The sequence below is a fragment of the Paenibacillus sp. FSL R5-0914 genome (genome assembly GCF_038004525.1).
Lineage (GTDB): Bacteria > Bacillota > Bacilli > Paenibacillales > Paenibacillaceae > Paenibacillus_AQ.
The window spans coordinates 2,516,178-2,531,835 of the sequence record NZ_JBBORH010000001.1 but is presented as its reverse complement, the minus strand read 5'-3'; the positions used below and the strand labels follow the sequence as shown (position 1 = coordinate 2,531,835).

Here is a 15,658-nt window from a genome sequence, read left to right as displayed (position 1 = left end):
ATAGACGTTGCATAAGCAGTAAAAGTTTCGATTACTGTCTTTTTGCTGCAGCTGCAGCCTTTCTCTTCTGTCGAGCTTCTACGATATAACGTATCCGTACCATCAGCATTAATCCGACGGCGACCAGCAGACACTGAATGATCGGTAGCTTATCATGTTGAAAAATGAGGAGCATGCCGGAGCCGATTGCCATCATTATGTACAGCATAATCTCTTTGCCAATCGATAACTTTTGATTCACACGAAATACCTGATTATACACAAATGTAAGCAATATAAAAATAACAATATAAGCGACGATTGGATGCTCAGCAAACCAGACTTGCATAGATACCGCACTCCTCCCAAATTTAAGATACGTTTACATTATATCATCAGTAAGGGAAGTTTTTGTTATAAAAAAAACCGCCGAAAGTTAAACCTCCGACGGCTCTTTACTATAATAAGCTGATCTTACGCGTTTGCTTGTGCCATTTTACGTTGCTTCTCTACACGTTCGCGTTCGCCTTTGTTCAGAATCTTTTTGCGCAAGCGAATGGATTTAGGTGTGATTTCACAATATTCATCATCATTCAAATATTCAAGTGCGCCTTCCAAAGAGAAGGTACGTGGTGTCTTCATTTTTACAGTATCGTCCTTACCTGAGGTACGCATGTTGGTAAGTGCTTTTTCTCTACAGATGTTAACGATAATATCGTTATCACGGGTATGCTCGCCTACGATCATACCTTCATAAATTTCTGTACCTGCATCCAAGAAGAGAATACCACGATCCTCAACGCCCACTATTCCATATTGTGTTGTTGATCCAGTCTCACTGGCTACAAGCACACCTTGATGACGTCCGCCAACTTGACCAGCAACCAGTGGAGCATAGCTGTCAAAAGCATGGTTCATAACGCCGTAACCACGTGTCAAAGTCAAGAAGTAAGTGTTGTAACCAATCAAACCACGTGCAGGAATCAGGAACTCCAGACGTACTTGACCCGTACCGTTGTTAATCATGTTGACCATTTCGGCTTTGCGAGTGCCCAGACTTTCCATAACAGAGCCCATGCTTTCTTCAGGAATGTCAATCATAAGACGCTCAAGTGGCTCCGATTTAACACCATCGATTTCTTTAATGATTACTTGTGGTTTAGAAACTTGCATTTCATAACCTTCACGACGCATATTCTCGATCAGAATACCAAGGTGAAGCTCACCGCGTCCAGAAACGATAAATGCATCAGGACTATCCGTTTCATCCACACGCAAACTCACATCTGTCTCAAGTTCTTTAAAGAGACGCTCACGCAGTTTACGGGAAGTTACCCATTTACCTTCTTTACCAGCAAAAGGACTGTTATTCACAAGGAAAGTCATTTGCATCGTAGGCTCGTCGATCTTAAGAACAGGCAGTGCTTCTGGATTCGCTGGATCAGCAATGGTCTCACCAATGTTAATGTCCTTGATCCCTGCGATAGCAACGATATCCCCTGCGCCCGCTTCTTCTGTTTCAATACGTTTTAAACCTTGGAACCCGAACAATTTCTCAATACGTGCGGTTTTACTCTTACCGTCACGCATAATTACAGTTACAGATTGACCTTGTTTGATCACACCGCGGTTTACACGGCCAATAGCAATACGACCCAAGTATTCGTTATAATCCATCAACGTTACGAGGAATTGAAGCGGGTCTTCTACACTTTCAGTTGGAGCTGGGATATGCTCAACGATTGTTTCGTAAAGTGAAAGCATTGTCTCATCTTGCTTCTCAGGAACCATGCTTGATGTACCATTAAGAGCAGATGCATAGACAACCGGGAATTCCAATTGTTCGTCATTTGCTTCAAGTTCGATGAACAAATCGAGCACTTCATCAATAACTTCCTTAGGTCGAGCAGCTGGACGGTCAATCTTGTTCACGACAACGATCGGTGTAAGTTTTTGTTCCAATGCTTTACGCAGAACGAATTTCGTTTGCGGCATGCAGCCTTCATAAGCATCAACAACCAGCAATACACCGTCAACCATTTTCATAATCCGTTCTACTTCGCCACCGAAGTCAGCGTGTCCAGGTGTATCCACAATATTGATCAAAAACTCTTTATAAGTAATTGCTGTATTTTTAGCTAGGATTGTAATTCCGCGTTCCCGCTCGATATCGTTAGAGTCCATAGCGCGTTCTTGTACGTGTTCGTGTGCGCTGAAGATCCCCGATTGCTGAAGAAGCTGATCGACGAGTGTTGTTTTGCCATGGTCAACGTGGGCAATGATCGCAATGTTGCGAATATCTTTTCTTGAATGCATGATTTGTATCCAAATCCTCTCATTTATCAAATTAAAACTGTTAAAATTCTTAGCATGTCACGGCAGTCTCACAAAAGAAGCGCCAGGCAGAAAGCCGACGCTTCAACATAACATTAATATTATAGTGAAAGCACTATGAAAAGCAAGTCTTTTTATGAAAAAAACAGTTGGCAAATTCCGTTTTTTTTCACAAGATCCAACATTAATTAACTTCGATACCATCTATTTCGGCCACGAGTTCTACCCCGACCTGTAATCAGCCAAATTCCTGCCACGATGAATACAATACCAATTAGATAGATCACACCCGTACCCATAAGACTGAAAATACAAAGCGCTATGCTTAGAACGCCTAGTATTACAGCAATTGCAGATAGTCCCCCTGACCGTCTTGGAGAATTTATGGAATATTCATACAGACCTACGGCAATGCCGAGCAGAAGCACAGGCCATAAATATTTCATAAGCCCCCATCCCCATATATTGCAAAGACCAAACAATAAACCATATACCGTTAATATTCCCGCGGGAATCAATACTGTTGCCGAAGCGCGGCGGCTAAAAAATAACATATGTAGAACCAATCCTGGAAGTAAAATCACTAGCGGCCAAAGGGCTCGTCCCAAAAATCCGAAGACCCCCAGCTTACCGAATAAAATCAAGACGCCCGCAGCTACAATGAATATACCTAGTCTCATGTCATTCTTGGAAGACATCCTTCACCCATCCCTTCAAATTCACGTCTACCTCATTACCTTGCCGTCTCATACCCAGAAAACGACAGGATTCTTATTCATATATTATCTGAAACATACACAAAATGCCATCACTGACCATGCAAAATATCCCCACAAAGTGGCGCTTTGCTTCGATGCGTACTCAGGTACTTTGCGGGGGCCCCAAATATATACTTTCTGATACGTCAAAAAAGGACGATTCCAATTTATGGAGATGTCCTTGTAGTATTGCCTTTTATTGCAATTTATTAACCTACTGATGTTGTTCTTCGTTTAATTGCTCCAGTAACAACTACTAATATTCCTAAAGCGATCGGCAGTATGGAATGCGTGGATGGGAGCAAAAAGGAGAGCATTGTCCCTAATTTTGCATCCTGAAGCATCATATCACCTGCTGTAAAGGCTAAAATATAAGCGCCGATAAATACGAGTATCGGAAATCTATGCAGCCACCCCACAATGAGGCCACTTCCCCATACTACAATCGGAATGCTGAGCGCAATCCCGATGACAATTAAAGCCAAATCCCCTTTGGCTAGACCGGCAATTGCCAGGACATTATCAAGACTCATAATAAAATCAGCCACGAGAATCGTTCGGATGGATTTCCATACGGAGGATGTTTCCGCGACTCTAAGGTCCTCCTCTTCTTCCAGCAGCAGCTTGAACGCAATCCATAGCAGCAGAATTCCTCCTCCAGCCTGGATATAAGGGATTTTCAACAGTAATACCGCAGCAAAAGTTAGCAAGCAGCGCAGAATAACAGCTCCCGCAGCTCCCCACCATACCGCAATCTTCCGGTGCTTCTCCGGAAGGTCCTTACTGGCCATCGCGATGACCATAGCATTATCTCCACTCAGCACAAGATTGATCATCAATATTTCACCAAGGAGCAATAATGATTCCATTCGCTTTTACCTCCCCGAATCACATGTAACTACATGTATGTTCGGAAGTGACAAGCTATGCTTCCTGTCCAACTTTTTTTGAGGATGAAAGCATGTATGCCCCTTTTTTTGCGTATACAAAACTAAGCATATCTTCGTGCTCATCTTAACTAACTTTAGGGGTGACTATGCCTTGAATACATCCATATGGGAGTTTGTATTATCACTGCTCAATATTATTTTTCTAGATCTCATTCTGGCGGGAGACAATGCCATAGTCATCGGACTTGCTGCGCGTAATTTGCCGAACAGCACTCAAAAAAAAGCAATTGTGCTTGGAACAGCAGGTGCCGTCGTATTACGGATTTTCGCAACGGTTCTGGTCGTATGGTTATTAAAAATCCCTTGGTTACTGCTGGCAGGCGGGATTTTACTTATTCTAATTGCCTATAAGCTGTTAACAGATGAGAACAATTCAACGAATATCAAGGCTGGTCAAAGCTTAGGGGCCGCTGTGGGTACAATCATTCTAGCCGATGCTGCGATGGGGCTGGATAATGTCATCGCCATTGCGGGAGTCGCTAAGCACAATATCTCTCTAGTTGTCATAGGACTGTTAATCAGCGTTCCAATTGTGGTCTGGGGAAGCACTCTCTTTATTAAATTAATCAACAAATATCCATGGATTATTTATATTGGCTCAGCAGTCCTAGGGTTTACAGCCTCAAGCATGATTACAGATGAGCAGCAGCTATCCCCATTTTTTGAGCAGCATCCACTATTGAGAGCTCTGTTTATATTTGTGATCATTGTTGGCATCTTAATTGGAGGACACTGGAGACGCCAATCAAACCATAATAATTCAAAAAAGCTGCCTCAACCGTAGATGTTGCTACGAATGAGACAGCCTTTTGTTTATAATATTAGAACCATTCTTCCTGTAATCCAGCCTGAGCACTTACTACATCTTTAGGCTTCTCATCTCCATACGGAGTGATCAGCACGGTCTCCGTGGCTTCAATCGCTGCGTCCAGTAATGCAGAGTAACCTGGGAGCGTAGCTTCAATCTTATCTACAATCCGTAAATTCGGATTCGTTGTAGGTGATTTAGGTACAAATAATGTACAGCAATCCTCATAAGGAAGAATTGACAGGTCATAGGTGCCGATATTCTTAGACAGCTCTACAATATCACTTTTGTCCATCATTACCAGCGGACGTAAAAGAGGAAGTTCTGTCGCACGACCGATCACATTCATACTTGGTAACGTCTGGCTAGCAACCTGTCCAAGACTTTCACCGGTTACGATCGCGAGGGCACCCTCACGTTCAGCAAGCTGTGTAGTAATTCTCAGCATAGCTCGACGCATCAACGTAATAATCAGATTATCCTGACCTATTCCGGTAAAAGATGTCTGCACCTCTGTAAAAGGTACTAAGTGTAGCTTGATGACTCCCGCATATCGTGACAATACCCGCGTAAGATCAACCACCTTTTGCCGGGCAAGCTCACTCGTATAAGGATAACTATAGAAATGTACGCACTCCACTTCGAGTCCACGACGCATGGATGACCAACCGGCTACAGGACTATCAATGCCTCCGGACAGCAATAACATCGCTTTTCCATTTGTACCAAGCGGAAATCCACCAACACCAGCAATATTTTCACAAAATATAAAAGTATGACCTTGACGAATTTCGACTTTCAGCTCCAATTGAGGTGACTTTACATCCACAGTAAGTCCGGAATAGCCTTGCAGCAGTGGTGTCGAGACTAGCTTATTCATCTCCATGGAGCCATATGGGAACTCTTTCCACACCCGGCGTGCATTAACTTTAAATGTAGTTCCCGGTGCAGGAGCGATGATCTCCAAAAAATGACGGCTGACAGCCACAATATCCTCGAGATCTGACTTGGCCACCTTTACCGGACTGACAGAAGCGATTCCGAATACATTCTTCAATGCTTCTACCAATGGGGCAGCAGTTTCTCCATTCAGTTCCACGTAAATTCTTCCAAATTCTTTGGTTAGAACCACCTTTGGATATGGCTTAATCATTTCTTTCACATGACGTAGTACCGTTTTCTCAAATCTGGCACGGTTCCTGCCCTTTAATGTAAACTCCCCGAAACGCAAAAGCAGCATATCGGCATAATCAATACTATTGGCACTGCCTTTAGCAGATTCTTGATTCATCACACTCATTAGTTACTTCATACCTCCTTCAGCAATCTTTAAAGCTCGTACCGCAGTAATTAGTGCTTTCTCAAGCGCCGCGACATCATCTTCAGTGTGACTATCACCGAAACTGATGCGGATGCCACCTGAAGCTACAGAGACATCTTTCCCCATAGACAATAGAACACGACTAGGTTCTGCCAGCCGGGAGGAGCAAGCTGATCGAGTAGAAACAGCCATCCCTAGTTCCTCCAGCTTACGGGCGAACACTTCCCCTTTCATGCCAGGGTATGAGAAATGCACAATATGAGGGGCACCATCCCCTCTGCTGTTTATAACAAATTCAGGAACGCTGTGCAAGAAGCGTAACAGCCGATCCCGAAGTGGGAGCAATCGGGCATAGAAGGTTTCGCGCTGCTCAACACCCATCCGCACGGCTTTGGAAGAAGCAACAATTGCAGGTACATTCTCAGTTCCAGCACGTAGTCCCTCTTCATGAGAACCACCTGAAAGTAAGGGGAACAGCTGAATTCCTTCTTTAATATAGAGAAGCCCCGCTCCGCGAGGACCTCGAATTTTGTGAGGAGACAAGCTGTAAAGATCCGCTTTCCATCCTTTGAGGTCAACAGCAAGCTTACCATATCCCTGAACGCCATCCACATGAAATAAGGTTCGTGGATTTACGGATTTAATCAGCCTGCCAATATCCATCAGCGGCTGTACTGTTCCAATTTCATTATTTACATGCATCACACTTACGAGTACGGTATCACGCCGTACTGCAGCAGCCACTCGCTCTGGATCAATCATTCCAGTGCTGTCAGGCGCTACAAAAGTAATCTCCCAGCCATTTTGCTGCAGCTGCAGACAACTTTCATACACAGAGGGATGTTCTATTTCCGTAGTTATCAGATGACGTCCTCTTGACTGATATTGCAAAGCAGCACCTTTAATGGCTAAATTGTTACTCTCCGTAGCCCCAGATGTAAATAGGATCTCCTTTGGTTGTACAGATAACGCAGCCGCGCATACTTCTCGTGAACGCCTGATCAGCTTTGCCGCTTCACTACCGGCACGGTGTAAGGAGGACGGGTTAGCATAATGCAGCTTCATAATTTGTTCCATCGTCTTCACCACGTCTTCATAGGGTGGTGTGGCGGCGGCATAATCCCAGTAAAGCATATATCGATTGTCTCCTTTACTTCTTTAAAGTACAGAATCATTCTTTTTTAAATTTCGAAAAAGGATCAAACGGTGATCCCAAATACCAGCATGTGGTTTAAGGGAAATACCCGTTTGATCCTTTTTATTATACAGCGTATTCCGCGCGAGCGCGTTCTATTTTAGTGAGATAAGACTGCGTCTCTTTAGGGAGCAGTGTAAGTTTCTCCAATAATTCTTGATCATTGCTTACTCCAAGGTTAATTACCCTTGCAGGCCCTGCATTGTAAGCCGCTAATGCCATCTTTTCCTGTCCGTCAAAGCGTTTCAATTGATAAGACAGATAGCGTACACCACCATCAATATTTTGAGCAGGATTGAATGAATCAGAAACCCCTAAACCACGCGCTGTTCCATCCATTAATTGCATTAATCCTTTAGCACCAGCCGAAGAGACAACGTTTGGATTAAAGGAAGATTCTGTATCAATCACAGCTTTTATCAAATCGACTGGCACCCCGTACTTAGCACTCGCCGTTTGAATCAGATCATCATAGCTTGTTGGTTTAGTATCCGTTATTTCCCCGGAAATTACACTATCGATACTTTCAGCTGTTCCGCCTATCTGTTGCCATAACAAGCTACTAACTGATGAAGCATCCGGAAGTGACGTCAAGAAGTTTGTATCCCCGCCATTAGACGAGTTAGAAGATAAAGCTTGAAGCATTGCTGCAAATTGAGAGGCTGACGCGCCTGATCTTTCGGTTTCATTTGCTGAGCTACTCTTGTCGGTTGCACTCTTTAAGCTTACCCATTTAAGCTGCCCTAACCCATTGGTTACAGCGGGATTAATCTCCATACCGGCGCACTCCTTTGATCCTGTTGAATCATATCTATTGGTCTAACCTTAGATTTCGATGAATTACGGCTTAATATTACATTTTATCCGAGATTATTGCTATATGCTGGAATGAAAAACAGACTTCAGACCCTGATATTTAGGTCTAAAGCCTGTTATAATTCAAACTTACCAGTTCATTTCTTAGCGAGCAAAGGGTATCATCACAAAGTAACTAAGAGTGGATACAATCCCTAACCCCATCGCCCATGCCCCAAGCGTTTTTTGCTCCTTGGCATATGCATAATAACCAACCACAACTGAAATGGGCCCAAGTATGATGGACCAGAGAAACAAGGAGGCAATACCCATAGCTAGCCCAGTATAACCTATCGCTTTGCTTCCACTATATTCCTCTTCATGCTCCTTAGTCTCACTCGCCACGCGTGGTGTTGTATCCCGGATCGGCATCGAAACCGGATTCACCTCTGCGGCATATTCCTCTTGATGTTCTCTGTCCCGGCGTGGATAGTCTACTCTGCGCGGACGCAAAATAACTTTTCTCGGACCGGATTGTCCATTTGATGAACCTAATTCATGTTCCTTTTCTCTGTCCATTAGGGCGGCCTCCTAGGAGTTCGGCTTAAATGTTAAACAGCATGTTGCAGACGATGTTGCGACTTGATCGTGGTGACCTTCATTCGTCATTTCTTCAGCATATTCTTCTTTAAATCCACTGCCAGCGTGCTTGTCGATCTCAATAATAATTTCTTCTGCCCGGCATAAATTATGCTCGCCCCAATAATGACAATTGCTTACACTGCATTTGACTAATGGCTTTACACTCGACATATTTATCACCTCGGCTTCATTATGTCCGCATGATTTACCCCCTATTCGACAGGACGGTTTCCAGTTGATGTAACGATGCCCACGCAAAATATCCCCACAAAGTGGGGGGGTTGCTTCGATGCGTACTCAGGTACTTTGTGGGAGCCCCAAATATATAAATTCTAATACGTCAAAAAAGGATCAGCCCTCGTCATTATGACGAAGTGCTGATCCTTTACACGAACTAGTTAACTGTTAAACCTGATTTTGCATACGTTTCTCAGTCAAATAGTCGTTCTCATAATAAGTAAGGTCATCGCGTAGCTCTTCATAGGTCTTGGTAATTTCTAGAATGATATCACGCGCCGGACGAACTGGCTTTTTACGGAAACGGATAGCATCCTGTCCAGTATAAGCATAACGTCCATCTTCAGAATAGCTTTCGTTCTTTGGATAGAAGAAGTTATTCACGCCATAGTGATATACATTATAAAGCGCTTTCTGCGCAAAAGATTCATCGAATGTAGCACGACGCAGCGCAACTCCCAGCTTCTCATAAGACATTTCCGAGAACACTAACAGATGACGGACATCGGACAGAAATCCTTGATAAAATTGTACAGTTTCTTCATCATCTTCTGTTACAAGCTGAGGCAATGCATGCTCGTTCAGAAAAATTTCCATCTTATCAATTACATCTTTAAGTTTGTCTCTCGTCGATTCACATAATTTCTGCACATTGGCTGCTGACATGGCGGTTGCTCCCCCTTATTATTCCCTGCTCTTGTAGTCAATAAAGTTAATCTTATGAAGAAATAGTCTTTAGACATATCTCTTTATTCTTGCAATATCAGGATGCAAACACAGAGAAGTCTAACCTTCTGAAAATCAAAAGAACATCTATCGACGTATCTCCTGCAATATCAGGATGCGAACTCAAGATGCTTATTCTCTCTGATATTATCATAAAAAACGTTAGGAAGGTATCCTTTTCTAAGATGCATAAAACATACGCTCTCTTCTAAACCTATAGGCATTACAATGCGTAGAGGAGCGGAAATCATGTCACGTAAAAATCTAACGGTTGCAGGTTTGGTAACAGCTGCGTTCACAGTTGTATTACTTACCTTTGCGCTACGTCCTGCCACTAATGGGACGACGACCAGAGAAGTCGCTAATGTTGCTGTACCAAATCCTGCTCCAACTTCAGCCCTACATTCAGCACCAAACCCTTCACAGGAAAAATCATTGAAGAAAAGCTCCTTATCTCAAGATGTTGATGCGACGGATCATCTGAATAGAGTGGATGTCAGCAGACATTTGACTAAGCTCCTCTCTGAAACGGATGGAATGACTTCGCTTCATGATAAATCAGTGTATGCAAAACGTTTGCAGCAGAACCACGGATTTATCACTATGCTTATGTGGATTGATTTTCGCAAGCATAAAACGGAAACCTTTAAGTCCTCTTCATTTCCTCAAGGAACCGAACAGGAGAATCAGCAGCTGCAAAAATATCTTAAGACGGCGAAATCAGCGATCCATGGTCATCAATCCTATGAATCTCCAACGTTTACAATCGGTAAAGAGAAATATTACTTTATCGCTCAGCGGAACAAAGAAAAAAATGTAGGCATCATTGCACTTATTAACCAAAAGGTGCTTGGTCGTGTGGCAGACCATCAGTTGAAGAACCTGCGTCTCATTCCTTATCCAAAGGAAGGTAAGTACCGTGTAGAATCCGTTCATACCGATAATTTAAAAGATATCACCGTTAAGACCGGTCATGATAACGAAAACGCCAGCCATTTTTATGAGAATGAAATTGTCGTCCGTTTCCGCAACAACTCACCTACTCCGGGGCAGCTTCAAACGATAACCGCTGATATCAACGGCAAGAAGCCACGTAAGCTTGGGTATGCCTATATTTTCCGTTCGGAGAAGATGACTTATTATGAGCTCAAAGACTATTTCACCAATAAATGGCACCCCGAATATACGGAGCCTCACTATATGTATTTAACCAATGATACGATATCTAAAAACGCAGAGGGAGTAGTTACTCCAAATGACATGTTATTCTCCACCTATCAATGGAATCTGCCAGCGATCGAAACGGAGCTGGGCTGGAATCTTTCTAAGGGAAGTAAAGAAGTGATCGTAGCCGTAGTGGATACCGGAGTCCAGATCAATCATCCGGATTTGAAGGGTAAGCTTTTGACAGGGTATAACGCGATCACCAATGGTTCCACTCCTGAAGATGATGTAGGACATGGCACACATGTATCTGGAATTATAGGCGCCCTGGTCAATAATGGAGAGGGAGTAGCTGGAATCAGCTGGTACAACAAGATCCTTCCGGTAAAAGCACTCGATAATTCAGGAGCAGGCACCACTTATTCTGTTGCAGAAGGAATCATTTGGGCTGCGGACAACGGTGCGAAAGTCATAAACTTAAGTTTAGGTAACTATGCGGATTCCCAGTTTCTTCATGACGCGATCAAATATGCCTACGACCGAGATATCGTCCTCGTATCTGCTGCAGGCAACGATAATACAGAACGACCAGGTTTTCCTGCTGCGTATCCCGAAGTGATTGCAGTAGCTGCAACAAATGCTTCAGGGGAAAAAGCTTCCTTCTCCAACTACGGCGATTATATTGATGTCGCAGCACCCGGAGAAAGCATAGCAAGCACTTACCCAGATAGCCAGTATGCCGCGTTATCCGGTACATCGATGGCCAGTCCTCATGTCGCTGCGCTGGCGGGTCTGGTGCGTTCACTAAATCCGAATCTAACAAATACGGAAGTTATAGATCTTATGACCAAAAATGCTGTTGATTTAGGCACTCCCGGGCATGACAAATATTTTGGCTGGGGTCAGGTCGATATCTATAAAACATTGCAAGCCGCTAGCGGCAATCAGGTTCCACTACAACTATGGCCACAGCATGTACAAAAACAAATGAATCAATTGAAACAAAGATTAAGTAACTCTAAGTAACAACCTTAACCACCCATCTGCAAAAATCTACCAAGCAAACGGAGAAATAATCGTAAGCCTTCCTCCATATCCGTTTCATTCATTTGTGAATAACACAAACGGATATGCCGGGAAGGGGTCTCCGCAGAGTAACAAACATCACCCGGTAAAAAAGAAATGCTCTCCTGTTCGGCCAGCTCATGTAGCCTTCCGATATCAGGTGAAGCCGGCAACTCCAGCCAGAGATTAAGACCACCCTCTGGGAGAATGTATTTTACTCCAGGCGGCGCGTAAAGCTTCAGAAGCTTCGCCGCCTTTTCCATGCGACCACGGAGTGTAACTCGTAACTGAGCAGCATAGGTTTCATACTTGCCAGCTATGAATGGCAGTACCGCCCTTTGTGTAAGCAGCGGACTCCCTAAATCACTTGCGGACTTGGCGGCGATAAGCCGTGACAGAATATTCCCACTAGCGGCTACACAGGCAATTCTGCAGCCGGGTGCAATAACTTTACTGAAACTCTTCATATAAACTACATGCCCTTCGGAATCCATCGATTTGATCGTAGGCGGCGGAGGCGCATGGAAATATAAATCACTAAATGGATCGTCCTCAACAATAAGACAACGGTAACTGCGGGCTAATTCCAGCAGACGTTGTCTTCTTGCTATGCTCATGGTTACTCCACTTGGATTCTGAAAAGTAGGGATTGTATAAATTAGCTTAGGTGGTCTTTGATCACACATTCTTGTGAGAATATCCACCCGCATCCCTTCACCGTCCGTAGGTACAAAAATCATCTCTGCACCTCGTCCTGCAAAAACATCTATAGCCCCTGTATAACTAGGAGCCTCAAGATACACTGTGTCCCCAGGTCCGACAAAGGTACGCGCCACCAGATCAATGCCTTGCTGAGTTCCGCTTGTGATCATTACATCAGAGGAAGTAAGTGCAATTCCACGTGTTTTTAAATGATCTCTCATAATTCCTCGCAGCTCCAGATCACCTTGGAAGTTCCCATAGGTTGCCATAAGCTCCGGCTGCTGAGTAACTAATGATGCGAAGGAGTCACCAATATTTTTTAGAGGAAGTAACTCACTATGAATTGCAGCTATGTGAAAGGGATACTTAACTTCAGAGTAATCAAAATTGCGCCAAAGCTGAGCTCGCGGCAAATAATCATCATATACATCCTGCCAGCGACCATCTTCCTGACGTCTAGTGTGTTCAGGGTCGGCTACAAAGCAGCCTTTTCCTTGTCTGCAATAAATAAGTCCCCGCTTCTCAAGCACATCGTATGCCTTGCTTACTGTAACCTGGCTTACTCTCAAAGCTGTAGCCAAACTTCTTACGGAGGGCAGCCGGACACCTTGCTGGAGCAGTCCTGATGAGATCCGCTGACTTAGGGTTTCACTGATTTGATGAGGCAGAGATTTACTGCTGGTGCGAATCAAATCGATATGCATGAACCCTTCACCTCCACTGTTATATTCAACGCTTTACTGTTATACAGTACTCCTATTATGATAGCACCAAATCGAAAGGTGGAGAACTCATTTATGGATATCAAATACTCGGCCGCAGCCAATCATCTAGGATCGTCAGCCGTTCGTGAGATTCTAAAGGTTACACAGGGCAATGACATTATTTCACTTGCGGGCGGGCTGCCTGGGGAGGATTTGTTTCCCTTGGAAGCAGTACGGGACGCTTACAACCGCGTACTCTCCAGCGATACCTCAGCGCTTCAATACGGACTAACCGAGGGCTTTACTCCACTACGTGACAAAATCGCTGAAAGACTTACTCGGCAAGGAATCCCTGTTACAGCGTCTGAGATGATTCTGACCACAGGTTCCCAGCAAGCCATAGATTTATTATGTAAAATACTGCTTGATCCCGGTGATGCTGTCCTTGTTGAAGCTCCTACTTATCTGGCAGCCTTACAAGTACTTGGCTCTTACCGAGCTGATATTCATACGATAAATAACGACGAGCAAGGCATTCTGCCTGATCACCTGGAAGATCAAATTCAGAAACTACGGCCCAAACTCCTATACGCAGTTCCGACCTTTAACAATCCTTCAGGAGCAACCTGGAGTAAGGAACGCCGTGAGAAAGTGGTGGAAATTTGCCGCCGCTACAATGTTCTTATCTTGGAGGATAATCCCTACGGTGAAATAACCTTTGAGGAGAATAAAGATCTTTATCCACCCTCACTAGCGTCCATCGACAGAAGTTATGACGGAGATTATTGTGTCGCTTACACTGGAACTTTTTCCAAAATCGTAGCCCCTGCCCTGCGTACCGGTTGGATTATCGGCGATTCCAATCTAATCAAGACCATCGCCAAAGCAAAGCAAGCAGCTGATCTGCATTCTAGCACCATTGACCAGCGCGCTTTAGATGAACTGCTGCTGCATTTCGATATTGAGCAGCATATCCGTGTCATCTCACGAGAATATTATTCCCGAATGAAGCTCTTATCGGCGGAACTCCGATCGCAGAACTGGGAAGGAGCTCATTTTCTGGAGCCACGAGGCGGTATGTTCCTATGGCTAACACTTTCCCAAGAGATCAACACGAAGGAATTACTTCCTCTAGCAGTAAAGAACGGTGTTGCTTTTGTTCCAGGTGAAGTGTTCTATTCATCACAGCACCATAAGAATAAGATGCGTCTGAATTTCACACATACGCCACCTGAGCTTGTACCCGTTGCTGTTCAGCGTCTGGAGAAAGCGTTGGTACAATGGCGGGAAAGTCAGACCGGCATTCGATCATGAGCATGACAAAACCCGTCTTCTTCATCCTTTATGGGATCAGGAAGACGGGTTTTTTTTATTTTCCAGCCATGCTTAGAATAATTTACTTCTTAAATACTTCTATGCTATCTTTATTGATCCTAAAATATCCATTTTCAACAAAAGACATGATTCGGCTGACACTTACCCCTGTCTGAAGGGATATATTTAATACCATCGTGTCGGGTGAAGTCTCTACGATTTGCCTGATTCTCTGATACATCTCATCACAACTATTGCACATTCTCTTATTGTTTCGTTCATATAAATGTCCGCAGAACCCGCAAATCTGATAATTACCCATGCTACACGTTTCCCACTTTCTACATATCTTCTTGCCACGAGCATAAACACCTTTAGCGTTATAAGGACGGTAAGCATTTATGAGAGAAATATAAGGATAATGTATAACGTGAAGCTTATACTTTCTTATATTTATAAAAAAGCGACGTGATCCGGTTTCCCGAGATACGCCGCCGCTTGTATGGTTGTTGTTGTTATCATAACGTTGCAGTTAGGAAAGTTTGCCGTAAGCCGGGTTCTGTGCTCGTCGTGGTTCAATCGGGAACTACCCTCCCACCATAAGCGACAATCATCTATCTAGGCCGTACATTACTGCACAGCTCCAGCGACCAACCTAGACGCGCCTCAGGCTAAGGCTGCCTATTCCAATAAAGGAATCTGCTGCGTCTCATTAGGTCTTGCTCCAGATGGGGTTTACCAGGAACGAAGTCACCAGCGTTCCTCGGGGTCTCTTACACCTCGGTTCCATCCTTGCCTGTGCCGCCCTAAGGCGGCCATCGGCGGTCCATTTCTGTGGCACTATCCTTCGACTCGCGCCGACTGGACGTTATCCAGCATCCTGCCTTATGGAGCCCGGACTTTCCTCCCGTGACGTCTTCACGTCACCGGCGATTGTCTGTCAAACTTTCCGAACAACATTATA

14 protein-coding genes and 1 other RNA gene are annotated in these 15,658 nt (G+C 44.2%); 3 read left to right on the top strand and 12 right to left on the bottom strand.

From position 1 onward, the window contains the following. Positions 1-31: 31 nt before the first annotated feature. The 4 genes from MKX60_RS11075 to MKX60_RS11060 all read right to left on the bottom strand — a co-directional run bounded on the left by MKX60_RS11075 (position 32) and on the right by MKX60_RS11060 (position 3,940). The gene (locus tag MKX60_RS11075; protein WP_042190898.1) at positions 32-328 is read right to left on the bottom strand and encodes a YlaH-like family protein; all 297 of its coding nucleotides are present in this window, start codon (positions 326-328) and stop codon (positions 32-34) included. Between the two features lie 125 nt (positions 329-453). Beyond that, positions 454-2,295, bottom strand: a complete 1,842-nt coding sequence (typA, locus tag MKX60_RS11070; protein ID WP_042190900.1) for a translational GTPase TypA — start codon at positions 2,293-2,295, stop codon at positions 454-456. A gap of 206 nt (positions 2,296-2,501) precedes the next feature. Then, on the bottom strand, positions 2,502-3,011 hold the full coding sequence (locus MKX60_RS11065; protein ID WP_042190902.1) for a hypothetical protein: 510 nt from the start codon (positions 3,009-3,011) through the stop codon (positions 2,502-2,504). Between the two features lie 269 nt (positions 3,012-3,280). Beyond that, positions 3,281-3,940, bottom strand: a complete 660-nt coding sequence (locus MKX60_RS11060; RefSeq protein ID WP_076284774.1) for a TerC family protein — start codon at positions 3,938-3,940, stop codon at positions 3,281-3,283. Positions 3,941-4,112: 172 nt separating this feature from the next. Here MKX60_RS11060 and MKX60_RS11055 point away from each other — a divergent pair, with 172 nt between their 5' ends. Further along, on the top strand, positions 4,113-4,805 hold the full coding sequence (locus MKX60_RS11055) for a TerC family protein (protein WP_341059790.1): 693 nt from the start codon (positions 4,113-4,115) through the stop codon (positions 4,803-4,805). A 37-nt stretch (positions 4,806-4,842) separates the two neighbouring features. Here the strand turns inward: MKX60_RS11055 and thiI are convergent, their stop codons facing one another. The 6 genes from thiI to MKX60_RS11025 form a co-directional block, all read right to left on the bottom strand. Next, positions 4,843-6,129 (bottom strand): tRNA uracil 4-sulfurtransferase ThiI, encoded by a 1,287-nt coding sequence (thiI, locus tag MKX60_RS11050; protein WP_341059788.1) that lies wholly within the window; start codon positions 6,127-6,129, stop codon positions 4,843-4,845. 3 nt (positions 6,130-6,132) lie between these two features. Continuing rightward, entirely contained in the window at positions 6,133-7,284 is a 1,152-nt protein-coding gene (locus MKX60_RS11045; RefSeq protein ID WP_341059786.1) for a cysteine desulfurase family protein, read from the bottom strand. 127 nt (positions 7,285-7,411) lie between these two features. After that, positions 7,412-8,122, bottom strand: a complete 711-nt coding sequence (locus MKX60_RS11040) for a lytic transglycosylase domain-containing protein (protein WP_149647605.1) — start codon at positions 8,120-8,122, stop codon at positions 7,412-7,414. 183 nt (positions 8,123-8,305) lie between these two features. After that, on the bottom strand, positions 8,306-8,719 hold the full coding sequence (locus MKX60_RS11035) for a hypothetical protein (RefSeq protein WP_341059782.1): 414 nt from the start codon (positions 8,717-8,719) through the stop codon (positions 8,306-8,308). A 12-nt stretch (positions 8,720-8,731) separates the two neighbouring features. Continuing rightward, complete coding sequence (locus tag MKX60_RS11030) at positions 8,732-8,953, bottom strand: DUF1540 domain-containing protein (RefSeq protein WP_042190912.1); 222 nt, start codon at positions 8,951-8,953, stop codon at positions 8,732-8,734. A gap of 234 nt (positions 8,954-9,187) precedes the next feature. Then, entirely contained in the window at positions 9,188-9,685 is a 498-nt protein-coding gene (locus tag MKX60_RS11025; RefSeq protein ID WP_042190914.1) for a YpuI family protein, read from the bottom strand. 309 nt (positions 9,686-9,994) lie between these two features. Here MKX60_RS11025 and MKX60_RS11020 point away from each other — a divergent pair, with 309 nt between their 5' ends. Further along, on the top strand, positions 9,995-11,935 hold the full coding sequence (locus MKX60_RS11020; RefSeq protein ID WP_341059780.1) for a S8 family peptidase: 1,941 nt from the start codon (positions 9,995-9,997) through the stop codon (positions 11,933-11,935). Positions 11,936-11,940: 5 nt separating this feature from the next. Here MKX60_RS11020 and pdxR read toward each other — a convergent pair whose 3' ends face one another. Next, complete coding sequence (gene pdxR, locus MKX60_RS11015; protein WP_341059778.1) at positions 11,941-13,380, bottom strand: MocR-like pyridoxine biosynthesis transcription factor PdxR; 1,440 nt, start codon at positions 13,378-13,380, stop codon at positions 11,941-11,943. A 93-nt stretch (positions 13,381-13,473) separates the two neighbouring features. Here pdxR and MKX60_RS11010 point away from each other — a divergent pair, with 93 nt between their 5' ends. Next, positions 13,474-14,694, top strand: a complete 1,221-nt coding sequence (locus MKX60_RS11010; protein WP_341059776.1) for an aminotransferase-like domain-containing protein — start codon at positions 13,474-13,476, stop codon at positions 14,692-14,694. Between the two features lie 533 nt (positions 14,695-15,227). Here MKX60_RS11010 and rnpB read toward each other — a convergent pair. Further along, positions 15,228-15,643: RNase P RNA component class A (gene rnpB, locus MKX60_RS11005), an RNA gene on the bottom strand. Between the last annotated feature and the right edge of the window lie 15 nt (positions 15,644-15,658).